A 24,909-nucleotide genomic window follows, 5' to 3' on the forward strand; every position below is an offset into this window, starting at 1 on the left:
CTACCGGCTGCCACCCAGCGTTGTTGGTTTTATTTGTATGACATCATTGATTAATACATCTTAAGTTTGTCATCGGTTGTATTTTTACTTTGATAAATACTGCTTTATTATAAAAGTGAATTTAAATGAAATTTTAAATTTGATGATTTTAAGAATTTTCTTAATGTTGCTAAGTGTGTATACTCGATCCTGCAAGAAGCTCTTCTGTTATCATCAAAACTATAAAAATGTCCTTAACACCCGTATTACCTCTGCCCTGAATCTCTTCTCAGGGGAGAGGTTTTTTTTTCCTGTGTATAATTTTGATAATCGTCATAAATAGAAAATTGAATATTATTGTTCTTGTTGGTTTGCATTAGTGATGATGACGGATTTTTTTCTCTGAACCATACGACAATGTTGAAATAGTATCACGATGAATCTATTTCATGATGAATAGTGTAATATCATCTTTATTTATAGGGGTATTATATAGTTTTTCTTATAACTGTCTGTTTTTCAGCGTTATGTTAATTCTCGCTTTTGAAGTAATTGTGATTTTGTTCACAGATTTTAGTGCGTTAAGTGGCTATTTGTAGAGAGGTGCAAACGGTTGCATGTTGCTGTTATAGCATTCGTTCATTAAAAAAATATAGCGATGGTATGTCTTGTGTCGGTATAGATGTAGGAATCTAAATGATTTTTATTATCCCTTAGACATGCGAATGCCGTTTATGACTTCTGTTAGCTTAACACCATGGAAAATGCAGTAAAAACGGACAGGGAATATGATTTTATCAATCAAAAGGAGTTTTTAATCACTGGTATAATTACTGGCCTTTTTTATCTTCCTTTATATAAATCGTTGTCGTAACACCCATAAAATCAGCGTTCTGGGATGAGCGCTGATTTTATTTTGTTCTCAGATTATTCAACCCACGCTGTATGCAGGTCTTCTCTTGCAGTACCTCGTAAATGTTACATTAAAGGATCTCCTGGAATGGATATTGTTGAACGCTTTATTAACTACACGAAAATCAATACCACGACCTCAAGGGAAAATGGCGCTAATGGGATAATGCCTTCTTCACCTGGTCAAATGGAACTGGCAAAACTACTTGCAGTAGAACTTGAAGCATTAGGAATGGAAAACATCGAGGTCAGGGATACCGCTATTGTGACAGCGACCTTACCTGGAAATACCGATGACACGATCCCTGTCGTTTCCTTTTTTGGTCATCTGGATACCAGCGCGGAACAGACCGCGGACACAAATGCGCAACGTCTTCACTACAGCGGTGGGGATTTGTGTCTGAACCAGGATCTAAAAATTTATCTGCGCGAAAGTGAATTTCCAGAACTGAAAAATTATATCGGTGATGACCTGCTGGTGACGGATGGAACCAGTCTGTTAGGGGCAGATGATAAAGCTGCCATCGCCGCGATTATGAATGCCCTGGAGTACCTTGTCGCGCATCCGGAGATTAAGCATGGGCCGGTGAAGGTCGGTTTTGTTCCTGATGAAGAGCAGGGATTACGGGGAGCAAAAGCGTTTGATGTGGCGGCGTTTGGTGCTGACTTTGGCTATACCCTGGACTGCTGCGGCATTGGAGAGTTTGTCTATGAGAACTGGAACGCGGGTGATGCGGAAATCATCTTTACCGGCCAGTCCGCGCACCCTATGTCGGCCAAAGGTAAGCTGAAGAACTCGCTGCTGATGGCGCATAAGTTTATTGCGATGCTGCCCGGAGGAGAGGCGCCTGAGTATACGGAAGGACGCGAAGGGTATTACTGGGTAAAACAACTTCAGGGTAACAGCGCTCGTACGGTACTTAAGCTGGATATCCGGGATTTTACCGAAGAAGGGTATAAGGCGCGTATGGCATATATCCGCCAGCTTGCCGTCAGCACCTGCGCGCTGTGGGGAGAAAACAGCGTGGTCTGTCATTTAGCCGATCGCTATGCCAATGTGTTCAATAGTTTGCAGGGCGATGCTCACTACCCGATTGATATTGCGTTACGCGCGTATCAGAAGTGTGGCATTACCCCGCAACCTGTCGCCATGCGTGGTGGATATGATGGCGCAGTGCTATCGCAGAAAGGACTGCCTTGCCCGAATATTTTTACCGGTGCTCATAACTTTCATTCAATTTATGAATACCTACCGGTGCGTTCACTGCGAGCCGCCAGCGATGTGGTGGTAGCGGTCATTGAGGAAACCTTTGCTGAGTTCGCGCAGAGGAGAGCTCAGTCATGATCCAGGTGTTAATTGCCCTACTGGTTATCGTGGTGGTCGCGCGTCTGATCCTGAAAGGCTATCGTGCTGAACCCGTGCTGTTCATTGCGGGCCTGGTGTTGATGATTTGTACGGCGTTAACCGGATGGGGTTCTGTATTACCGAAGGGCGTTGCCAGTACGGGGATTTCATTTCTCGATCCTTTCGAGGTGATGCGCGATCTCTTTAGTACGCGTGCTGCCGATCTCGGCCTGATGATCATGGCGTTAATGGGATTTGCGCATTACATGGATCATATCGGGGCAAATGAAGCGGTTGTGCGGGTTGTGACGAAACCTTTGCGCGCGCTGCGTTCGCCCTATGTGCTTTTATTCTTCTCCTATCTGCTCGCCAGCCTCCTGCAGTTGGCCATTCCATCCGCCACCGGGCTTGCCGTGTTGCTGATGGGGACGATGTTCCCCATTATGCTGGGGTTAGGGCTTTCTGCGGCCTCGGCTGCTGGGGTTATTGCCACCTCGCTTGGTGTGGCGTATACCCCGACGGCCATCGATGCTATCAGGGGATCTAAAGCGGTCAATATGGATGTGGTGGAATACGTTGTTTATCACCAGGGACCCGCAGCGCTGGCAACCGTGCTGGTCGTGGGCGTCTGCCATTTCTTCTGGCAGCGGCATTGCGACCGTAAAGCAGGAACGCTACCACGAGAAATCGGTAGCGCTGAGGTGACAGACTCAGGAAAAGCTCCGGCTTTTTATGCGCTGCTCCCGATGCTTCCGATACTAATGGCGGTGGGATCATCGGAAATGTTCGTCAGTGGTATTAACCTGAATATTATCACCATTGTGCTCATTTCGATGGCTGTCTGCATGTTGATTGAATGGCTGCGAGTGCGTGATTTAAAGTCAGTATGCGAAGGATTCAGCCATTTCCTTAAAGGCATGGGTACCGCCTTTACCGGGGTAGTTGGGCTGCTGGTTGCGGCAGGTGTTTTTGCTCACGGGATTAAAGTTATTGGTGCCATTGATCAATTAATCCTGATGGCGGAGCACGTGGGATTACCTCCATTTGCTATGGCGGTGGTGTTTGCGCTGGTGACGCTGGCGGCAGCAATTATTATGGGATCGGGTAATGCGCCATTCCTTGCTTTCGTTGAGCTGATCCCGCAAATCGCGGCAAGTATGGGCGCTAACGCTGTTGCGATGATCCTGCCGATGCAGCAGGCATCACATATGGGGCGGGCAATTTCACCGGTTTCCGGCGTGGTGATTGCCGTTTCCAGTGGGGCGAAAATAACGCCATTTGATGTGGTTAAACGTACCGCCGTACCGTTAATTGTGGGCTTTGTAACTCATACCCTGATCATCGGTATTTTCTATTAGCCATACCAGCTACAAGCCAACCTCCGGTTCATTGACTCCGGAGGTTGGCTTTTGGTATTAGGTAAAAATTAAAGCGTTAATATTACTGATACCTCTATAAAAAAAATGGTCTGCTACCAAGAGGTGGTATGTTGCTCAGCGCTAGATGAGACGTGATTTTTTCAGGATAATTTATGTCTATATCGTGTTAAGGCGGGGAGGGGTTATGGAGTACCAGGTCAAACCTATCAGGATATTTCCTCTAATCAGCAATTTTTGAAATTTTATGATAATCAGGTTCTTGGCAGAGGTGGAAATTGATAACAGGAAAGTATTATTAGTTTTTTCTTTATCGCATAATTCTTATTATTTATGACTGAGCCATCTGTACATCAATGATTAACAATAATGATGTATTATATTTGCAATTTTATTATGTAGGGATAAGTTAATCTGGATCATATTTTGGTGTTTTTAGTTGTAGTAATTTTTTAAATGGAGTAATGCAAGAGTGACGTGTAAAAATGATTTATTTGGGCAGGTTTAAGTGGTAAAGGATTCAGGAAAAGTTAGTACGTTACGACACCATTATCAGGATGACCTGGAAGCGTTTACCTGGAGTGCATTAGTTGCAATTGGTATCGCAGTACAGGACCGTAAGATCCACTCTAAAATGTCAGAACATCTTTTTATTATGCAGTGGTTGGCTATTGCTAAAAAAAGAAAGATCTTCTCAAGGAACATTGTTAATGAGCTTCAGTGGTTAATTGAAGAAGGAAAGAAAAAAAGTCTCAATGCGCAACTTAAATTTAAAATAGAATATCTATACTCGACTTCGAGTGGTGATGTGACAATGCAAAATGACTATTTTAAATTTACCCATACGATCGAAGTGTTGAGGAATAATGGTTGGGAAAGTTTTCTTCTTACGCCGGAGAAGTGGCGAGATCTACATGAAAAAATAAAAGTAAGAGAAGGTGATTTTATTTTTATGGATGATACTCGACTCCAGGAGTGCTTTGGCGTTCAGGGTGAGATAGTCAAACCTTTCTGTATTCGGGTGTATGGCGATGTTGAGTTTGCAAAGTTAACTTTCATCAAACATAACCTCCCGGTCGAATTTGTAAAGCACAGTTCGAATGAGTTTTATCACTTCCATTTTCTTTTAGTCAGTAGTGCTTAACAGGCTATGTGGATAGTGTATTGTTAATTCAAAAAATGTATTTTTCACTATAAATTATCGGATAGAAACTGCGCGCAAGGATAGCGAATGTTTACTCGAAAATTAGCGATCGCCAGTGAGTGGATTAGGTTGTCAGATACTCCGGATAGTGTATTTATTTCTTTTCGCGGTGTTCTCGAAATAGCTGAAAGTACAGGTGTGCCAGATGCCAGCACACCTTTGCTACGCTTAGAAAATGAAATGGCACCGATTACCGTTGATTCGTTGTCCTGGGTGCGGGTGCCTGTCGATAGGCAGGAAGACGTTACTGTCTATATACTCTGAATACTGACAATTATTTGGCTCGTCGTCTTTAAGTCAGAAGCAGTGATCTCGGTCATTCTCAATGGTTCGCAGGTGCTCAATTTACATGCCACTTTTTAATCCATTAATAATATTAATGTAGATTTTTCTGGTTCTATTCATCCCGAAGCAAGATATACGCTGCTTATCGCAGTGTGTAGACTCATGTTCTTAATTTATGAAGAACATGCCGATAAGGATACGTTCTGATAATTAACCATTTTACTGGTTAAGGTATTTCTTGGCGTGTCGATAACAATTAAGTCGTGGATGACTTCTATTGTTATGGAGATGTTTGAATGTTAAAGAATATGAGGATTAAAACCAGCCTGTTGTTATTGCTGTTACTATTTACTTGTATGCAGTTTTTTTCTAATGGGTTTGAACTTATCGATCTAAAAGAAAATCAAAAAAGTACACTTTTACTGCACAATGTCATAAAGGAACAGGATGCGCTGCATCAGGTTACTGAGGCCATTTATAAAATAAGAGAGGGACTTGATAATATTCAGTTGCATAATACATCTGATACTCAACAAACATTGAACCAGGTACAAGAGGAGATTGATAAAGCCAGAAAACAGTTCAATATTTTCTGGGACATTCCGGGTTTGACTGCTGATGATCAACAGATTGGTAAAACTATTAAGGCAGCCTTTGAACAGCAAATAAATGCGGCGCAAAATCATGTTGAAAAATTAAATGAGATGGTCTCAAGCGGCAGTATTGTGAATGCGCAAACAAATGTCGACCCCGAGAGGCTTGCTTTTCGCAAAAAATTTGATAGTCAGGTGGAGAATTATTACAAATCAACACAGCTAACCGGTGAAAAGATCCTGGAACAGACTCACGTTCAGTTTAATAAATCAATAATAAAAGTATCCGTGATCCTGGTGGTTACAGTCCTTATCTTTTTTATCTGTAATATCTGGATGAACCGGACCATCATTCGGCCATTAAATACCGTATCAGAGCACTTTTCACGGATTGGTAAAGGCGATCTGAGTCATCCGGTTAAGGTACCAGGTAATAATGAGATAGGTTTGTTGTGTTTGAATTTACAAAATATGCAGGTCGGTTTGCGCGAGACGGTCAGTACGATTCGCGATGGCGTCGAATCGATTAATACCGGAATGCAGGAGATTGCGTCGGGTAATTCAGACTTATCGACCAGAACGGAGCAGCAGGCGGCGGCCGTGGTGGAAACGGCAGCCAGTATGGAACAGATTTCGGTAACGACAAAAAACAACTCCGATAAGTCACACCAGGCGTCAGCTATGACCAGTGAAAGCACGGAAATGGCCCTGCGTGGCGAGCGTTTAATGACCGATATGGTCGAGAAAATTCACCTGATCAGTGTTAACGCGCAAAGCGTAAATGAAATATCACATGTCATTGATAGCATTGCTTTTCAGACTAATATCCTGGCATTAAACGCCGCGGTAGAAGCGGCTCGCGCTGGTGAGTCCGGGCGCGGGTTTGCCGTTGTGGCGAGTGAAGTCAGAACCCTTGCTCAGCGTAGCGCCGCCTCGGCGAAAGAGATCAGCGAGCTTGTCGCGAAGGCGGCAATTAGCGTCAAAGAAGGCGTGGAGATAGCTGAGAATAGTGGGACCATGATGGCTGATCTCGCTAAGTCGATACGTAACATCAATGTATTAATGGAAGATATCTCCGGTGCATCAGGAGAACAAAGTCGCGGCATTGAACAGATCCGTGTCGCGGTAACGCAAATGGAGCAAGTGACTCAGCAAAATGCGTCACTGGTTGAGGAGATAGCCGCCACGACAGGCAGCGTGGAAGAACAGTCGGCCATGTTGTCCGAGGCGGTATCAGTATTTCAGGTAGAAGAAAAATCGTAGTCTGATATTCAGGACACCAAGGAGAAGATACCCATCTCATCAGCGGGCAATTCTGTCTGATGAGAGGGTAAGCTGAACAATCTGTCGGGGATCACATCGCGGGTGAGAGCATTTGTAGCGTGTGTACATTATAAATAATGCCAAACACCGCCACCGCGAGCAGAAATAGTGAGGAGATAAAAACGCTGCGTCTGGCAAACCGCTCTGGCATCCAGCGTTTGAAAACCATGATGTAAAAAGACAGCACCGTAACATCAAAAATAACCCACACCAGCGTTAGCGTCAGAATGCTGGTGGTGAAATCTTGCGTAATGGCCATGAACTGGGGGAAAAACGCTACGAAAAACAGAATGTCCTTTGGGTTGGCGACCCCGGTCAGAAATCCATGAATAAGCCCGCTGTTATCGCGTTTTCGCGCACTCAGTTCGGGGGTTGAGGACCTGGCCCGCAGGCCGTTAATCGCTATCACACCGATATACAACGATCCCACAAGACCCAGTACGCCAAGCCATATCGCAGAGATTGATACCACGCCAGCCAGCATCAGTGCAGCCAGAGCAATCAGTACTAAAGAAGCGCCGTTAGTGCCAATCAGCGTGATAAAGGCCCGGCGATAGCCGTGCTGCGCCGCGGTGGTGGTAATCAGCGCCACGACAGGACCCGGAGTTAACAGCAGGGTTACTACGCTGAGGCTATAGGCAGCCAGTAAAGTGAAATTCATACCTGATTATCCTGATGATATTTTCCATCAGTATTCCGCCTGCGTGGCGCATTGAAAAACGAATAAAACTGCGCTCTACTGTGAGTAAAACTCAACATAGAAGCTGAGAATGACGCTACCTCCGTTGTATGCCCTGAGGGCTTTTGAAGCAGCAGCCCGTCTGGGATCGTTCAGTAAAGCCGCTATTCAACTTAACGTGACGCCGGGCGCGGTAAGCCGTCATATTCGCACGCTGGAGGCATGGTTTGGTTGTGAACTATTTGTCCGTAGCGGCCCGCGTATCGAGATAACGCCTTCTGGCCAAGGGCTAGCGCAGCAGTTAACGGCTGGGTTTCAGAGTCTGGAACACGCGTGTCATGCCTTTCGCAGCAGCAGTCATGAGCTACGGCTGAAAGCGCCGTCTACGCTGACGATGCGCTGGCTTCTGGACGTACTGCGTCATTTCCGTGAAGCGCATCCGACCCCGGTAATCGAAATTTCCAGCGTCTGGATGGATACCGATTCGGTATCCTTCAGTCGTGAACCGTATGACTGTGCGATCCTGTTAGGGAATGGCCATTTTGGTGACGATACCGACAGCCGGTTGCTGTTTCAGGAGTGGCTTATCCCGGTGTGCTCACCCGCACTGCTGGTACAGGCGCAGCGCGATCTTTCTGCCTGTGAACTGATTCATCCCTCAGCGGATCGCCGTGACTGGCGTCGGTGGCTGCAACGTACCGGGACGTTTCCGGCGTTGAATCTTGCACGAGGCAAAGTGTTCGACACCCTGGAGCAGGGCAGTCTTGCGGCAATGAGCGGCCATGGCGTGTCCGTTGCCGACCTGCTGTTAAGCCTGGCGGCCATTCAGGCCGGGATGTTGGCGTTACCGTTTAAAGAAGCGGTAGCGACCGGCGAGGGGTATTACCTTGTCTGGCCAAAGGCTTCAACACGGCTCAGAAATATTGAGCTGCTGTATCGCTGGTTAAAAGAGGCTGCGCCGTGTGCCTCCTCGGCAGATCTAAACTGGCTGGATTAAGCTGTTTATTCTGCTAATTACCCATATTGATAATGGTTCTCATTATTATTGTCGTATTGCGCAGGTAATGGTAATGTTGCTTCAGTTATAAACCGTTAATCCCTTTTCCTGTGCAGAAGACAGCATGAACAATACCACCGCCCTGAATGCCTCCGGACGCGTCGCTCGCACTTTCTCCGTCAGCGAGTTTATGGATTTTGGTGAGCGCTACGGGATCGATTACCGTTTTCCCCAGTTGGCACAAAGGCCGGATTTATCGTCTGGCAGCCCTGTTCTGCAAGGTGAAATTGAGGAGATGACTCTCCCATGTGGGATGTGCGTGACGCACTCCGACGTACAGGTATTGCAACCCTACGAAACTACCTCTCGTCACGACAGCCCTCTGTATATGCTGGTGGTGCTGGAAGGCTGCGTGATTCTGACGCTTAACGGACAGGAGCATGTGGTGCGCTCCGGCATGGCGTTTAGCTCACGCCTGAGTGAGCACCAGACGATGCGTGCCCGTCATCATGCTGATTGTAAACTGCGGACATTATCGCTCGGTTTGTATTCCGACGGCGCGTGTCGCACAGGGTTGCTCGAATCGTTGATGCGTGAGTGGGAAAGATGCCAGACGCCGACGCTTATCTGGCAGGTGCCGGGGTTTTTACTCAGCGGACTGCAGTACGCGCAACAGAGTACGATTAGCCATGTTTCTCGTCAGCTGATGCTGGAAGGGCTGATATTACAACTGTTCGGTCATGGCCTCAGCGTGTGTCAGGTCGAGAGCGGTAAACGTCTTGCGGCGAGCGGGGAGCAGCAGCGGCTGGAGGTCGTTCGCCGACTGCTGGAGCAGAGTCCCGAAAATGACTACACCCTTAATGACCTGGCCCAACGTGCGGCGATGAGTCCCAGCAGCCTGCGCAGTAAGTTTCGTGCAGCCTATGGCTGTTCGGTATTCGACTACCTGCGCGATTGCCGTCTGGAACGTGCGCGCGGCTATCTACTGGAAGGATATAGCGTACAGCAGGCGGCCTGGATGTCGGGTTATCAGCACGCCACCAACTTTTCTACCGCTTTTCGTCGCCGTTACGGCTTTTCGCCCGGCGATTTGCTCAAACTTTGCTAATCCATATTTGCTTTTTACGCACGTGATTTCCTGACAATTTGGCACTGCGCATAGGCAACCTGGCATCCGGCATAGCTATCTCCGTCAGCAAAAAGGTAATAATTCTCACTTACAATTAGACATGCCTTTGGAGATATTCATGTTCGCGAAGACTCGCTTGGCGCTTCTGGTGGGATGGGTTACCGGCAGCGTGGCTTTTCCTCTGCTGGCGCAGGAAACAACAAAAAACGATACGGTGGTTGTCACCTCGCAGATGCAGAGCGGGGCCACGAAGCTTGCCACGCCGGATATTGAAACGCCGCAGTCGGTATCGATCGTTACCCGTGAACAGTTTGAAGAGCAGGGCGCAACCAGCGTGCGCCAGGCCGTCAGCTATACGCCGGGGGTGTACAGCAATCAGATTGGTGCCTCCAACCGCTTTGACTACATCGTGCTGCGTGGCTTTTCTGACGGTAGCCTGGATAACGTCTATCTCGATGGTCTGAAGATGATGGGCGACACCAACTCACACAGCTCGCTGGTGGTCGATCCGTGGTTCCTCGAAGATATCGAAGTCGTACGCGGTCCGGCTTCCGTACTGTATGGTCGTTCCTCTCCGGGCGGTATTGTAGCGCTGACCTCACGTAAGCCATCGTTTGATGCGGGCGGCGAAGTGAAGCTGTTTGCCGGCAATAATAACCAACGCGGTGCGGCGTTTGACGTCACCGGGGCGCTGGATGATAACGATCGCGTGGCGGCGCGACTGAGCGGGATGACGCGTTACGCGGACTCGCAGTTTGGTCCATTGAAGGAAGAGCGTTACGCGCTGATGCCCAGCCTGACCTGGCGTATCACCGACCAGACGCGTCTGGATCTGATGGCCTATCTGCACCGTGACCCGGAAGGCGGTAGTCACTCCGGTCTGCCATATGACGGCACCGTGGTTCCGCATTACGGGCAAAAGATCTCCAACACCTTTTACGAAGGCGAGGATGATTACGACAAATACGATCGCCGCGAAAACATGGTGGGCTACAACATTGAGCACATGTTTGATAGCGGCTGGTCGGTGCGGCAAAAGCTGCGCTATCTGCATACCGACGTTGAGCTGAACCAGGTGTATGCGGCGGGCTGGCTGAATGAAACCGAGCTTAATCGCGGCTACTCCGGCTCTGATGAAAAAATGTCGGCCATTACGCTGGATAATCAGCTCGACGGCAGCTTTGATACCTGGCAGGTAAACCACCGTCTGCTGGTGGGGATCGATTATCAGGATCGCAGCAACAATACTACCGGTTACTACGGCGCTTTCCCGCCGATTGACGCTTTTAACCCGGTGTACGGCGCGAAGCCTGATTACATCGACATGTATGCGCGTGAGAAACACAAGCTGCGCCAGACGGGTTACTATTTGCAGGATCAGATGTCATGGGATCGCTGGCGTATTACGCTCGGTGGTCGCTACGATCAGGTTAGCGTTTCTAACATTGATAAGATCAAGGATACTCGCAGCGATCTGGATAAAAACAACTTCAGTACCCGCGCCGCGTTGCTCTATTTATTCGATAACGGCTTTGCGCCGTACGTGAGTTATTCCACTGCCTTTACGCCCACCAGTTTTGCCGATGAGAACGGTAATCTGCTGGATCCGATGAAAGGCAAGCAGTGGGAAGCCGGTCTGAAATATGAGCCGGAAGGACTCAACAGTCAGTTCAGCGCGTCGGTGTTCCGTATCAATCAGACGAATATTGCCACTAAAGAAGAGCCGACCGATCCGTACCGCTCGATTGGGGAAATTGAATCTGAAGGGGTGGAGCTGGAGGCAATTAGCCAACTGACGGATAGCTTCCGTTTGCAGGCGGCGTATACCTATACCGACATTCGCTATAAGAAAAGCAGCCCGGAAGAGCAGGGTAAGCGCGCGGTGTATGCGCCGCGTAACCAGGCCAGTGCCTGGCTGAGTTACGATGTAAAAAGCGGTCCGCTGGACGGTCTGACGTTGGGTTCAGGCGTGCGCTACGTTAACGGTATTACCAGCGATCGCTTGAATACTCACACCCTGCCGTCCTACACACTGGTGGATATGGTGATTGGTTACGACTTAACGAATATCGGTATTAAAGGGTTGAGCGCGCAGTTGAACGTTAACAACCTGACCGACAAGCGCTACGTTGCGGCCTGTAACTCGCTCTCATACTGCTACTTCGGCGCCGAGCGCAGCATTGTCGGCAGTGTGTCCTGGAAATTCTGATGTTTTAGCCGGATGCGGCGCTGGCACCTTATCCGGCCTACGGCAACGTGCAAATCGTAGGCCTGATAAGCGCAGCGCCATCAGGCATAGTGATTGCGGCTATTGTGTAAAACCATTCTGCAGACAAATCTGCGCGCTGGCGGCACCTTATCCGGCCTACGGCAGCGTGCAAATCGTAGGCCTTATAAGCGCAGCGCATCAGGCATTGTGGATTGCGGCTATTGCGTAAAACCGTTCTGCAGACAAATCTGCGCGCGGGCGCTTTATCCGGCCTACGGCAGCGTGCAAATCGTAGGCCTGATAAGCGCAGCGCATCAGGCATTGTGGATTGCGGTTATTGTGTAAAACCGTTTTGCATACAAATCTGCGCGCTGGTTCTCAAAGTAAAGGCGACTTTGTCTGGGTACTGGCTGTAATAGTTATGCTCTTCTTCCAGCCCTTTTGCCTGTGCCAGACGTACCGTTTCCAGCGAGCAGGTACGGTAGATCAGGTCTTTATTCATATTGGTCTGCTTCTCGCGCTGTTTATCTGCGGACAGCGCCAGCCAGCTTTCGGACAGTGAGTAATCGTAGACCACTCGATTTTCTTTCGCCTGCACGTTCTCAATGGTAATAAATTCGTCGATTTTCAGTCTTGGCTGCCCACGCATTTTTTTCTTATCTTCTGCGGCGGCATATTGGGCCAGCGCATGAATATCCATACTGGCTATTTTCTGTTTATAAGCATCTACATAGGCACCAGGTTGCTGATAATGCTGAGCGTAAGCGTTTCTTAATTCCCCGTCACTCATCGTACAACCTGCCAGAAACAGAGGTAATAGCAGTGCCAGTTTTATTTTAGTCATGATGTTATCCCGTTCATTATTTTGATCCCAGTCGCCCATAACAAAATAGAAAAATTATTACGGATGATATTTAAGGTTGTATAAACGAGAGCGCGGTGGCACAAGTTCAATTGTCTTAAAATGGCAGGACAGGCGGGAAACCCTGCCAGAATTGGCAGGGTTTTGAACATACGGATAAAAAATTAATGGCCGATCATGTTTGCCTTCGGGATCAGCTGGAAATACATATGATCGGGTACTGGCGTATCCCAGACATTGGCATAAACGGCATAACCAATGGTGGCAAACAGAATGCCAAGCACCAGTAGCGTCATGGCAACACCTGACATCGTCCTCTGACGCCATAACGATTTACCATCGTTGCCTTGTGCTCCAGGCGGAGTCTGCAGTGAAAAGCTCAGCGTTGAGGCTACCGGGCAGGATTCAACGCAGGTCATGCAGCCAGTGCATTCCACGGTGCGCACCTGAATCAGTCTGTCGACCGGGATATTCGACGGGCAGTTTTTCGCGCATTTTTCGCAGTCGATGCAGCTGTCTGCGTTACGGCGGATTTTAAACGGCGAGAATAGCGAGAACAGGCCGAGCAGCGCGCCATAAGGGCACAGATAGCGGCACCAGGCATTGCGAATAAACAGGCTCAGGACGCTGACAATGACAACAAAGATGAGCGTAGCGGAGCCAATATGGCGAAAGAAATCGAGCATCTTCACGTCGATAATCATGCCATAGGCCGACATTAGAAAATACTGAATCCCCTGCGCAGGCATCGACAGGGCGATATACAAAAAGAAACTCAGCAACAGATACTTCAGACTGAGCAGTGGGATATCCAGCCAGCGCGGCAGCGTGAAGTTGCGACCAAATACTTTCTTCCCCAGATTGCCGAGCAGTTCGGACAGCGTGCCCACCGGGCATAACCACGAACAGAAGGCTTTTTTTAACAACAAACTAATCAGGATAAACGCAACTAACAGCAGCATGGAGGCGGCATGGATAGGCGGAAGAAAACCAGTCTCCAGCGTATAGCGGATATTCATCAAACCCGCGATTGGTAGCCATCCCTCAATACCACCAGGCCTTGGAATATAGACGCTGGTACCGGCGGTTTCGAAATAGCGAACCCAGTAATAGAACGTTACGCCAATATAAATATTAATAGCCAGCAGGAGAAACTGTGTGGCTTTTCGCCAGCTGCTGGCGTTGCGCCAGTCGTTCCACGGCAGTTTGCCTCCGATCGTGCCAGGACGGCGCTGCCAGCGCGTTCTCTTCTTCCCGTTCATGATTTTATACTATCCCTCATATTTCCCCTTCTGCATTCAGAAGGCGTCATCACCGGGATATGCTAGCGCTATTCAGATTTGGTGTATTTGATTTGCATCTTATTACGTGGCTGTTATTTTCATCATGCCAATACGCCTGAATAAAAATAACAGCTCGATATTTATCGCAAGTCAGATAAATACCCTGAACGGGGTATTTATTTCTCTACAGGACAATGATTATTCCTGATAAACCTCAACGCGGTCGCGACCATTACTTTTTGCCTGATAAAGTGCGCGATCGGCTTTATCAACCAGCTGTTTGTAGTCGGGATGATAATCATATTCGGCAATACCGATACTGACGGTAATAGAAAACGTTTCTGTCGCAGAGGCTGCCATGCGCATCCCGGCAATTTTCATACGCAGCGTTTCCAGGATAATACTGGCCTGCGATTTATCTGACTCGACAAGCAGAATCATAAATTCTTCACCACCGTAGCGGAACACGTAATCGCTGCTACGGATATGATCATAAATGACCGCTGCGACATTTTTGAGCGTCAGATCGCCGGTATTATGCCCGAAGTTATCGTTAATTTGCTTGAAGTAGTCGATATCCAGCATCGCCAGGCTAAAAGGCTTACGCGCATGTAACGCCAGCGAGATTTCGCGTCGCATGATGGTCGGAATAAAGCGGCGATTAAGCAACTGGGTCAGCGAATCTTTACCATTTTCCTGCTTAACCAGCGCCTCAAACATTGAAGCGAGCAGGAAATGGATTTTTGCCGACAACTGGCGAACATCCTGTAATAAGCTCATCCGCTCGGGTTCTGTCGGCTGATGATGAGGTGACAGGGTGGTCGTCAGACGGGCGTCGATCTCTGCAATCAGTGATTCCATTTCTTTGAGCAAATTGCTGTTGCCAAGAATATGTTTTCCCTTATGCGAGAACCACATACCAAAATCAGAGTTCGCCAGAAACACCATTTCACCGAAAGGCATTCCGGTGGCGATGTTATAGATAAACTGGTTTTCCCAGTCGGTAAACGAACGGATTTGCCGTTCGCGCTCGACGTTAACGTCATCGTAAATAGTCTGCAGACGATACTGCTCCTGCGTATGCAGGGAGTTTTGATGGCTTGGAGAATAGGAGACGGTCATGGCCTCCAGCGCAGTATCCATTGCCAGACTGCTGAAACAGATAGCATTGCTCAGCAGGGAAGATGATTCGTCAGCTTTGGTTTTCAACACCCGATACAGCTCATCTTTGAGCTTGCGTGCACCGCGATTCACCAGATCGATGGGCAGACCGATGCGGGCATGCACCACGCCAATTTTGCGCTGTTTGTCCAGCAGTTGTGAGAGATCTTCATGCGCGCTGCCAAGCACGCTGCGTAACCAGTCAAACATACTGCCGCTGAGACGGGTACTGACCTGTTCTGTATTGAGGAACAATGCGCTCTGGGCATGGGAGAGCATATAGTCATAAAAAACGGTCACTAAATGACGGATCTCTTCATCGCTTAACGATGTGAGGAGCGTGTGAACTTCAGGCGATGTTTGTCGTATCAGCGCCTGCCATTCTGTAAGGAGTAATGTGTCGTTTACCGGTTCAACCTGTTCCATCTCACTGCCACTCAACCTGCGATTAAAAATTCAGGCGGTATTACGGACAATTACGTCACGATGGTCAAGTTAAACTCTCTTAACGATGGCTAATACCTTCATAAATAAGCCTTAGCGCGAAGACACCTATTATTGCGCCAATGACTCGGCTGGCAACGCGTTGGATGCGGCCATAAGCACGGCGCACAGCGGGCAAAGAAAATGCCTGGCTGAGAAAAATACGCCAGATAACGGAAGACAACACAATGCCTGCCCAGGCCATCAGTCTGGCCCACGTAGGTGTGTCTACGCTCAAAGTGACCGAGAAGATACTAATAAAAAACAGCACGGTTTGCGGATTAGATAAATCCGTTAATAATCCACGGCGGAAAAACACATACCATGGAGCCGAAAGCGGCTGCTGTAGCGTGGGCATTTGCGGCGTGGCCTGATGGCGGATGCTGTTCCAGGCAAACCACAGCAGATAGGCGCCGCCGACAATTTTAATCAATGAAAATATCTCTTCACACTGGGTGATTAGCGTTGCCATACCAAAGAGCCCAAGGCCGGAATAGAACGCATCGCCTAAGGCCACGCCAAGACCGGTCATCACGCCTGCGCGTCGTCCGGATGCCAGGCTAGTTTGTACCACCACGAACAGATTTGCGCCGGGGTTAAAAAAGGTTAAAACAAAGAGGCTGACGGTGAGTACAACGGCGTGCAAAGGTTCCATAGACAACGTTTCCATTAGTAAACACGGGAAAGACAGCTAACACTATAATTTTAGTGCGCACGTCATTCTGCGCATTCACTCACACTGCGCGTTAAAACGCAGCGCCACTGCGTTTTTCGTAATTAACGATTCGCAAAATCTCTTTATATTTCCGCCTGCTCTGGATCTTTTTGTCAGCCTGAACTACTTATTAATCATCCTTGACTCGCATGTCGAATGTTCAGGGGGCGATGATGGCATATATAACAAAATCTGGAGCTTTTATATGAAAACTGGAATTAAAGTACTTATTGGTGCGTTAGCTTTTGTTGTGACCAACGCGTATGCCGCGGAATTTATGACGAAGGTTGAGTTTGAAAAGGTTGAGTCTCAGTATACAAAAATCGGCGATATTTCAACGAGTAATGAAGTCTCTACTTCGGATGCGAAAGAAGACCTTCTGAAGAAAGCTGAAGAGAAAGGCGCTGACGTGGTGGTATTAACCTCCGGCCAAACGGATAACAAAATCCATGGCACAGCCAATATTTACAAGAAAAAATAACGTGCAGCTGTAAAAAATACGACACCCGTCGGTCATTGTACCGGCGGGTTTTCTTTTAATCTGCGCCAGAACGTGGTTCTGCTAATTCCGAGATAGCGTGCAGCCGCGGTTTTATCACCATTGAATTGCGCCAACACCTGCTGCGGCGTCAGCAATGACGATGCTTGCGGTGAGTCAGCAGAAATGGCCAGTTCCGGTAATAGCTGTTGTAAAAATTCTACGTTCAACGCCGGCTGCGGCTCGACGCTTAAAAACAGCGCCAGACGTTCCATCATATTACGCAGCTCGCGGATATTCCCCGGCCAGCCATAATTCAGCAGCGTCGGCTGACTTAATCCCAGCCCCTTGCGCACTGGCTCAGAAAAAGGCACGTCCAGTTCCGCCAGCGACTGTTTTAAAAAGCCCTCCGCCAGTGGCAGGATATCGGGCAACCGCTCGCGCAGCGGCGGCAGCTTGAGGCGTAAAATGCTCAGGCGATAAAACAGATCGGTACGAAATTCCCCCTGTTTCATCTCCTGCTCCAGATTACAGTGTGTGGCGCTAATCACCCGGACATCGACCGGAATCGGCTGATGTCCACCGACCCGGGTAACCTCTTTTTCTTCCAGCACGCGCAGCAGTCGGGTTTGTAACGGCAGCGGCATCTCGCCTATCTCATCAAGAAACAGGGTTCCGCCGTGGGCGATTTCAAACAGGCCCGCGCGCCCCCCTCGGCGAGAGCCGGTAAAGGCGCCATCCTCATAGCCGAACAGCTCCGCTTCCAGCAATGACTCGGTGATTGCCCCGCAGTTGACGGCAACAAACGGCGGCGAGGGTTTACCGCGCCGATTCTCTTGACGGGTGAAAAACTCACGGTGAATGGCCTGTGCGGCCAGCTCTTTACCCGTTCCTGTTTCGCCCTGAATGAGGACCGGCGAACGCGAACGGGCGTAGAGCATAATGGTGTGCCGCACCTGTTCCATCTGCGCAGAGTGACCGCGCATATCTCCCAGCGCATAACGGGTGCGTAACGTATCGCCAGAAGCGTACTGACCGTTTCTGCGTAACGTCAGGCGGGTCATATCCAGCGCATCGACAAAAGCCTGACGCACGGTGGCCGCCGAATAGATAAAGATGCCGGTCATACCTGCTTCTTCTGCCAGATCGGTAATTAATCCCGCACCAACTACCGCTTGTGTGCCGCCGGCCTTCAGCTCGTTGATTTGCCCACGGGCATCTTCTTCGGTGATATAGCTGCGCTGTTCAAGCTGCAAATTGAAGGTTTTTTGAAAGGCGAGAAGCGCAGGGATGGTTTCCTGATAGGTAATGACACCAATCGACGAGGTGAGCTTCCCGGCTTTTGCCAGCGCCTGCAGCACGTCGAATCCGCTGGGTTTAATCAGGATCACCGGAATCGATAAACGGCTTTTCAGATACGCTCCGTTGGAGCCCGCCGCAATGATGGCGTCGCAACGCTCGGTGGCCAGCTTCTTACGGATATAGGCCACCGCTTTTTCAAAACCAAGCTGAATGGGGGTGATGGTCGCCAGGTGGTCGAACTCCAGACTGATGTCGCGAAAAAGTTCAAACAGGCGGGTGACCGAGACTGTCCAGATAACCGGTTTATCGTCGTTCACTCGCGGCGGTAGATGCGTATTTGCCATAACCAACCCCAAAAAGTAAGGAACCGAGTAGTAGGGTTTAGTTGTGTTTCATAAATGTTGCAATGAAACGTGAAGGAACGTTTCATGAAACGATAGCTGACACGCTTTTGTACATAAAAAATGCAGGAAATAAATATAATTCATTGTTTTAAAAATAAAAAATAGAATTTGAGTAGAAGTTAAGGTCTTTGGCATACCCCTTGCTTTAGAAATATCAACGAACGATAACAAGTTGATAACAAGAGGACGGGATATGTCTCTACACTCCCCAGGGCTGGCGTTTCGCGCTGCGCTCACCAAAGAAAACCCATTACAAATCGTTGGCACCATCAACGCCAACCACGCTCTGCTGGCTCAACGCGCCGGCTATCAGGCGATTTATCTCTCCGGCGGCGGCGTCGCGGCGGGATCGCTGGGGCTGCCGGATCTCGGTATTTCAACCCTTGATGATGTGCTGACTGATATTCGTCGCATTACGGATGTTTGCCCGCTGCCATTGCTGGTGGATGCGGATATCGGTTTTGGATCGTCTGCATTCAACGTGGCGCGTACCGTCAAGTCGATTTCCAAAGCGGGTGCTGCTGCGCTGCATATTGAAGATCAAATTGGCGCCAAGCGCTGCGGTCATCGTCCGAACAAGGCGATCGTCTCGAAAGAAGAGATGGTCGACAGGATCCGCGCCGCCGTTGATGCGCGCACCGATCCCAACTTTGTGATTATGGCGCGGACCGATGCGCTGGCGGTGGAAGGGTTAGAGGCAGCCATCGATCGTGCCCAGGCGTATGTCGAAGCGGGCGCTGACATGCTGTTCCCGGAAGCCATTACCGAACTTGCGATGTACCGCCAGTTTGCTGATGCGGTACAGGTACCAATCCTCGCCAACATTACCGAGTTTGGCGCCACACCGTTGTTTACCACCGATGAACTGCGCAGCGCGAACGTCGCGATGGCGCTGTACCCGCTGTCAGCTTTCCGTGCCATGAACCGCGCGGCGGAGAAGGTTTACAACGTGCTGCGTCAGGAAGGTACGCAAAAGAACGTTATCGACATTATGCAGACGCGCAACGAGCTGTACGAAAGCATCAATTACTACCAGTTCGAAGAGAAGCTCGACGCGTTGTACACCAAAAAGTAGCCGTTGTAGGCCGGATAAGGCGTAGCCGCCATCCGGCAATAAATTTGTACCCTACATATTATAAAAATGACGAGGACAACATGAGCGACACAACGATCCTGCAAAACAGTACCCATGTCATTAAACCTAAAAAATCGGTTGCGCTGTCAGGCGTCGCTGCCGGAAATACTGCCTTATGTACCGTGGGTAAAAGCGGTAACGATCTGCACTATCGTGGCTACGATATTCTTGACCTGGCGCAACAGTGTGAATTTGAAGAAGTTGCGCATCTGCTGATTCACGGGAAATTGCCCACCCGCGATGAGCTCACCGCCTATAAAAGCAAACTGAAAGCGCTGCGCGGATTGCCCGCTAACGTGCGTACCGTACTGGAGGCGCTGCCTGCCGCCTCACATCCGATGGACGTGATGCGTACTGGTGTTTCCGCGCTGGGTTGTACGCTGCCGGAAAAAGAAGGACATACCGTATCCGGCGCACGTGATATTGCCGACAAACTACTGGCTTCGCTCAGTTCTATCCTCCTGTACTGGTATCACTACAGCCATAACGGCGAGCGCATTCAGCCGGAAACCGACGATGATTCTATTGGCGGTCACTTCCTGCACCTGCTGCATGGTGAAAAGCCGTCGCAAAGCTGGGAAAAGGCGATGCACATTTCGCTGGTGCTGTATGCCGAGCACGAGTTTAACGCTTCTACCTTCACGGGGCGTGTGATTGCGGGAACGGGCTCTGATATGTACTCCGCGATTATCGGCGCAATTGGCGCACTTCGTGGGCCGAAACACGGCGGCGCGAATGAAGTCTCGCTGGAGATCCAACAGCGCTACGAAACGCCGGACGAAGCCGAAGCGGATATCCGTAAACGCGTTGAAAACAAAGAAGTGGTGATTGGCTTTGGTCACCCGGTTTACACCATCGCCGACCCGCGCCATCAGGTGATCAAGCGCGTGGCGAAACAGCTTTCTCAGGAAGGCGGTTCGCTGAAAATGTACAACATTGCCGATCGTCTGGAAGAGGTGATGTGGGAAACGAAAAAAATGTTCCCCAACCTCGACTGGTTCTCGGCGGTTTCCTACAACATGATGGGCGTCCCCACTGAAATGTTCACACCGCTGTTCGTTATCGCCCGCGTCACCGGCTGGGCGGCGCACATCATCGAACAGCGCCAGGACAACAAAATTATCCGTCCTTCAGCCAACTACACCGGCCCGGAAGATCGCGAATTTGTCCCGATTGAAAAACGTTGTTAATTCAAAACCTCTATACCCTAAATAATTCGAGTTGCATGAAGGCGGCAAGTGAGTGAACCCCCAGGAGCATAGCGAACTATGTGACTGGGGTGAGCGAGCGTAGCCAACGCGCATGCAGATTGAAGTATGACGGGTATAAAGATAAAAACAGGAGTTGTACCCTATGTCCGCACATATTTCGAACGTCCGCCCTGAATTTGACCGCGAAATCGTTGATATCGTTGATTACGTCATGAACTACGAGATCACCTCGAAGGTGGCGTATGACACCGCGCATTATTGCCTGCTTGATACCCTTGGCTGTGGTCTGGAAGCGCTGGAATATCCGGCCTGTAAAAAATTGCTGGGGCCGGTCGTACCGGGTACTGTCGTCCCGAACGGGGTGCGCGTTCCGGGCACCCAGTTCCAGCTTGATCCGGTGCAGGCGGCGTTTAACATCGGCGCGATGATCCGCTGGCTGGACTTTAACGATACCTGGCTGGCCGCAGAATGGGGCCATCCTTCCGATAACCTCGGCGGTATTCTGGCGACGGCTGACTGGCTGTCGCGCAATGCAGTTGCGGTGGGGAAAGCGCCGTTAACCATGAAAAAAGTGTTAACTGGAATGATTAAAGCCCATGAAATTCAGGGCTGTATCGCGCTGGAAAACTCCTTCAACCGCGTAGGACTGGATCACGTCCTGCTAGTCAAAGTCGCCTCAACGGCGGTAGTTGCTGAGATGCTCGGCCTGAACCGGGATGAAATTCTCAACGCCGTCTCGCTGGCGTGGGTCGATGGTCAGTCGCTGCGTACCTATCGTCATGCGCCGAATACCGGCACGCGTAAATCCTGGGCGGCAGGCGATGCGACATCGCGCGCGGTACGTCTGGCGCTGATGGCGAAAACCGGTGAAATGGGGTACCCGTCCGCGCTGACGGCGAAAACCTGGGGCTTTTACGATGTCTCTTTCAAAGGCGAATCTTTCCGCTTCCAGCGTCCGTACGGTTCATACGTGATGGAAAACGTGCTGTTTAAAATTTCCTTCCCGGCAGAGTTCCACTCGCAGACCGCGGTAGAAGCGGCGATGACGCTGTACGAGCAGTTACAGGCCGCCGGTAAGACCGCTGCCGATATCGAAAAAGTGACCATTCGTACGCACGAAGCCTGTATTCGCATCATCGATAAAAAAGGCCCGCTGAATAACCCGGCGGATCGTGACCACTGCATCCAGTACATGGTGGCTATCCCGCTGCTGTTCGGACGCTTAACGGCGGCAGATTACGAAGACGGCGTGGCGCAGGATAAACGCATTGACGCCCTGCGTGAAAAGATTAACTGCTTCGAAGATCCGGCCTTTACTGCCGATTACCACGCCCCGGAAAAACGCGCCATCGCGAATGCCATCACGCTGGAATTCACCGACGGCTCACGCTTTGAAGAAGTGGTAGTGGAATACCCAATCGGCCACGCGCGCCGTCGTAATGACGGTATGCCGAAACTGGTCGAGAAGTTCAAAATTAACCTGGCGCGTCAGTTCCCGACCCGTCAGCAGCAGCGCATCCTGGATGTCTCCCTGGACAGAACTCGCCTGGAGCAGATGCCGGTCAATGAGTATATGGACCTTTATGTAATCTAAACCTGCGTGCGGCAAGGCGTAAGTTCAACAGGAGAGCATTATGTCTTATAGCGAGTTTTATCAACGTTCTATTACGCAGCCGGAGTCGTTCTGGGCCGAGCAGGCCCAGCGTATTGACTGGCAGCAGCCGTATACGCAGGTGCTGGACCACCGTAATCCGCCGTTTGCCCGCTGGTTTTGCGGCGGCACGACCAATTTGTGCCACAACGCCATCGACCGCTGGCTGGAGAAACAGCCTGACGCGCTGGCGCTGATTGCTGTGTCATCAGAAACCGAAGAAGAACGCACGTTTACCTTTCGTCAGCTGTATGACGAAGTGAACGTCGCGGCGGCGATGTTGTTGTCACTGGGCGTACAGCGCGGCGATCGGGTACTGGTTTATATGCCGATGATCGCCGAGGCGCACATTACGCTGCTGGCCTGCGCGCGCATTGGGGCGATCCACTCGGTGGTGTTCGGTGGTTTCGCCTCGCACAGCGTAGCGGCGCGTATCGACGACGCCCGACCGGTGGTTATCGTGTCGGCGGATGCCGGGGCGCGCGGCGGCAAAATCCTGCCGTATAAAAAACTGCTCGATGATGCGATCGATCAGGCGCAGCACCAGCCGCGTCATGTGGTATTGGTCGATCGCGGTCTGGCGAAAATGGCGCGGGTAGAGGGGCGAGACCTCGACTTTGCCGCGCTGCGCCAACAGCATCTCGGCGCGCGGGTGCCGGTTGCCTGGCTGGAGTCGAACGAAACGTCCTGCATTCTCTACACCTCCGGTACAACCGGTAAACCGAAAGGCGTGCAGCGCGACGTTGGCGGCTACGCGGTCGCGCTGGCGACCTCGATGGACACCATTTTCGGCGGTAAAGCGGGCGGCGTGTTCTTCTGCGCATCAGATATCGGCTGGGTGGTTGGGCATTCCTATATCGTGTATGCCCCATTGCTGGCAGGGATGGCGACGGTGGTGTACGAAGGTCTGCCAACGTACCCAGACTGTGGCGTATGGTGGAAAATTGTTGAGAAGTATCAGGTCAGCCGGATGTTCTCCGCGCCAACGGCGATACGTGTACTGAAGAAATTCCCGACCGCGCAAATCCGCAATCACGATCTCTCCTCGCTGGAGGTGCTGTATCTGGCGGGTGAGCCGCTGGACGAACCGACCGCCAGTTGGGTAACGGAAACGCTGGGCGTCCCGGTTATCGACAACTACTGGCAGACCGAATCCGGTTGGCCGATTATGGCGATCGCCCGCGGGCTGGACGAGCGCCCGTCGCGGCTGGGCAGTCCTGGCGTGCCGATGTACGGCTATAACGTGCAGTTGCTCAATGAGGTAAGCGGTGAGCCATGCGAAGCGAATGAGAAGGGCATGCTGGTGATTGAAGGGCCGCTGCCGCCGGGCTGTATTCAGACCATCTGGGGGGATGACGCGCGGTTTGTGAATACCTACTGGTCGCTGTTTTCTCGCCAGGTGTACGCCACCTTTGACTGGGGCATTCGTGACGCTGACGGCTATTACTTCATCCTTGGCCGTACGGATGATGTCATCAACGTGGCCGGGCACCGGTTGGGGACGCGTGAGATAGAGGAGAGTATTTCCAGCTATCCGAACGTTGCCGAAGTGGCGGTGGTCGGCGTGAAGGACGCGCTGAAGGGGCAGGTAGCAGTCGCGTTTGTTATTCCGAAACAGAGCGACAGCCTTGAAGATCGCGACATCGCGCATTCGGAAGAGAAGGCGATTATGGCGCTGGTGGACAGTCAGATTGGTAACTTTGGCCGTCCGGCGCACGTCTGGTTTGTGTCGCAGTTGCCGAAAACGCGCTCCGGCAAAATGCTCAGACGGACGATCCAGGCGATCTGTGAAGGCCGCGATCCTGGCGATCTAACGACCATTGACGATCCCGCGTCTTTACAGCAAATTCGTCAGGCGATTGAAGAGTAACATCGTGTGATGCCCGGTGGCGCAATGCTTACCGGGCCTACGTCCTAATCAACTTTCTTATACGGCCCGTGATAGTAATCAAACGGCGCATAAACCGTATCGGCCACGATCGATAACGGTACATCAACAAATAACAGCGCTAAATCGAAATAGTTATAATCGTAAGCGCCTGGGTTTTTTAGTTTATCAATATCATGATGCATACCCACGTAATAGGTATCTGAATTCTCGCCTGCCGTGCGTGCATCAATGCTGCCACATCCTGAAAGTAATGCGCTGATAAAGAGCGTCGTTACCGCAATTGTCTTTCTGTTCATGCTATG

The 24,909-nt window shown here is 50.3% G+C and carries 20 protein-coding genes; 13 read left to right on the top strand and 7 right to left on the bottom strand.

The genetic code is table 11. From position 1 onward, the window contains the following. The first annotated feature begins 979 nt into the window (after positions 1-979). The 5 genes from pepT to BZK41_RS25445 all read left to right on the top strand — a co-directional run bounded on the left by pepT (position 980) and on the right by BZK41_RS25445 (position 6,957). Positions 980-2,236, top strand: a complete 1,257-nt coding sequence (pepT, locus tag BZK41_RS25425; protein WP_079940017.1) for a peptidase T — start codon at positions 980-982, stop codon at positions 2,234-2,236. Next, positions 2,233-3,594: a C4-dicarboxylate transporter DcuC gene (gene dcuC / locus BZK41_RS25430; protein WP_003830889.1), complete on the top strand. Its 1,362-nt coding sequence runs from the start codon at positions 2,233-2,235 to the stop codon at positions 3,592-3,594. The genes pepT and dcuC overlap by 4 nt, the downstream gene beginning before the upstream one ends. 526 nt (positions 3,595-4,120) lie before the next feature. Further along, a complete protein-coding gene (locus BZK41_RS25435) occupies positions 4,121-4,756 on the top strand; it encodes a DUF2913 family protein (protein WP_079940018.1) in 636 nt (211 codons plus the stop codon). Positions 4,757-4,843: 87 nt separating this feature from the next. Continuing rightward, on the top strand, positions 4,844-5,080 hold the full coding sequence (locus BZK41_RS25440) for a hypothetical protein (protein WP_071444612.1): 237 nt from the start codon (positions 4,844-4,846) through the stop codon (positions 5,078-5,080). Between the two features lie 317 nt (positions 5,081-5,397). Then, complete coding sequence (locus BZK41_RS25445) at positions 5,398-6,957, top strand: methyl-accepting chemotaxis protein (protein WP_079940019.1); 1,560 nt, start codon at positions 5,398-5,400, stop codon at positions 6,955-6,957. 91 nt (positions 6,958-7,048) lie between these two features. Here BZK41_RS25445 and BZK41_RS25450 read toward each other — a convergent pair whose 3' ends face one another. Continuing rightward, a complete protein-coding gene (locus tag BZK41_RS25450; RefSeq protein WP_079940020.1) occupies positions 7,049-7,678 on the bottom strand; it encodes a LysE family translocator in 630 nt (209 codons plus the stop codon). A 109-nt stretch (positions 7,679-7,787) separates the two neighbouring features. Here BZK41_RS25450 and BZK41_RS25455 point away from each other — a divergent pair, with 109 nt between their 5' ends. The 3 genes from BZK41_RS25455 (at position 7,788) to foxA (ending at position 12,031) form a co-directional block, all read left to right on the top strand. Beyond that, positions 7,788-8,693, top strand: coding sequence for a LysR substrate-binding domain-containing protein (locus BZK41_RS25455; protein WP_079940022.1), 906 nt, complete (start codon positions 7,788-7,790; stop codon positions 8,691-8,693). A gap of 124 nt (positions 8,694-8,817) precedes the next feature. Continuing rightward, positions 8,818-9,801, top strand: coding sequence for a helix-turn-helix transcriptional regulator (locus tag BZK41_RS25460; protein WP_079940024.1), 984 nt, complete (start codon positions 8,818-8,820; stop codon positions 9,799-9,801). Positions 9,802-9,922: 121 nt separating this feature from the next. Beyond that, positions 9,923-12,031, top strand: a complete 2,109-nt coding sequence (foxA, locus tag BZK41_RS25465; RefSeq protein ID WP_085954044.1) for a ferrioxamine B receptor FoxA — start codon at positions 9,923-9,925, stop codon at positions 12,029-12,031. A gap of 334 nt (positions 12,032-12,365) precedes the next feature. Here the strand turns inward: foxA and BZK41_RS25475 are convergent, their stop codons facing one another. The 4 genes from BZK41_RS25475 to BZK41_RS25490 form a co-directional block, all read right to left on the bottom strand. After that, entirely contained in the window at positions 12,366-12,914 is a 549-nt protein-coding gene (locus BZK41_RS25475; protein ID WP_079940027.1) for a hypothetical protein, read from the bottom strand. Positions 12,915-13,057: 143 nt separating this feature from the next. Continuing rightward, on the bottom strand, positions 13,058-14,155 hold the full coding sequence (locus BZK41_RS25480; protein ID WP_079940028.1) for a 4Fe-4S binding protein: 1,098 nt from the start codon (positions 14,153-14,155) through the stop codon (positions 13,058-13,060). A 219-nt stretch (positions 14,156-14,374) separates the two neighbouring features. Continuing rightward, positions 14,375-15,763: a diguanylate cyclase gene (locus BZK41_RS25485; protein ID WP_079940030.1), complete on the bottom strand. Its 1,389-nt coding sequence runs from the start codon at positions 15,761-15,763 to the stop codon at positions 14,375-14,377. 79 nt (positions 15,764-15,842) lie between these two features. Continuing rightward, entirely contained in the window at positions 15,843-16,475 is a 633-nt protein-coding gene (locus tag BZK41_RS25490) for a LysE family transporter (protein WP_079940031.1), read from the bottom strand. Between the two features lie 265 nt (positions 16,476-16,740). Here BZK41_RS25490 and yahO point away from each other — a divergent pair, with 265 nt between their 5' ends. After that, on the top strand, positions 16,741-17,016 hold the full coding sequence (yahO, locus tag BZK41_RS25495) for a DUF1471 family periplasmic protein YahO (RefSeq protein WP_032942474.1): 276 nt from the start codon (positions 16,741-16,743) through the stop codon (positions 17,014-17,016). Positions 17,017-17,048: 32 nt separating this feature from the next. Here the strand turns inward: yahO and prpR are convergent, their stop codons facing one another. Then, positions 17,049-18,659, bottom strand: a complete 1,611-nt coding sequence (prpR, locus tag BZK41_RS25500) for a propionate catabolism operon regulatory protein PrpR (RefSeq protein ID WP_079940033.1) — start codon at positions 18,657-18,659, stop codon at positions 17,049-17,051. A 253-nt stretch (positions 18,660-18,912) separates the two neighbouring features. Between prpR and prpB the strand changes: the two genes are divergently transcribed. From prpB to prpE, 4 genes are all read left to right on the top strand, one after another. After that, on the top strand, positions 18,913-19,794 hold the full coding sequence (gene prpB, locus BZK41_RS25505) for a methylisocitrate lyase (RefSeq protein WP_003830903.1): 882 nt from the start codon (positions 18,913-18,915) through the stop codon (positions 19,792-19,794). A gap of 80 nt (positions 19,795-19,874) precedes the next feature. Beyond that, the gene (gene prpC, locus BZK41_RS25510) at positions 19,875-21,044 is read left to right on the top strand and encodes a 2-methylcitrate synthase (protein WP_032942476.1); all 1,170 of its coding nucleotides are present in this window, start codon (positions 19,875-19,877) and stop codon (positions 21,042-21,044) included. A 163-nt stretch (positions 21,045-21,207) separates the two neighbouring features. Then, a complete protein-coding gene (locus BZK41_RS25515) occupies positions 21,208-22,659 on the top strand; it encodes a bifunctional 2-methylcitrate dehydratase/aconitate hydratase (protein WP_079940034.1) in 1,452 nt (483 codons plus the stop codon). A gap of 40 nt (positions 22,660-22,699) precedes the next feature. After that, positions 22,700-24,586 carry a propionate--CoA ligase gene (gene prpE / locus BZK41_RS25520; RefSeq protein WP_079940035.1) on the top strand — a complete coding sequence of 629 codons (1,887 nt, stop codon included), beginning with the start codon at positions 22,700-22,702 and terminating at the stop codon, positions 24,584-24,586. Between the two features lie 44 nt (positions 24,587-24,630). Here the strand turns inward: prpE and BZK41_RS25525 are convergent, their stop codons facing one another. Beyond that, positions 24,631-24,903, bottom strand: a complete 273-nt coding sequence (locus BZK41_RS25525; protein WP_079940036.1) for a YceK/YidQ family lipoprotein — start codon at positions 24,901-24,903, stop codon at positions 24,631-24,633. Positions 24,904-24,909 lie beyond the last annotated feature (6 nt).

This window comes from Citrobacter sp. A316 (genome assembly GCF_002042945.1).
GTDB lineage: Bacteria > Pseudomonadota > Gammaproteobacteria > Enterobacterales > Enterobacteriaceae > Citrobacter > Citrobacter portucalensis.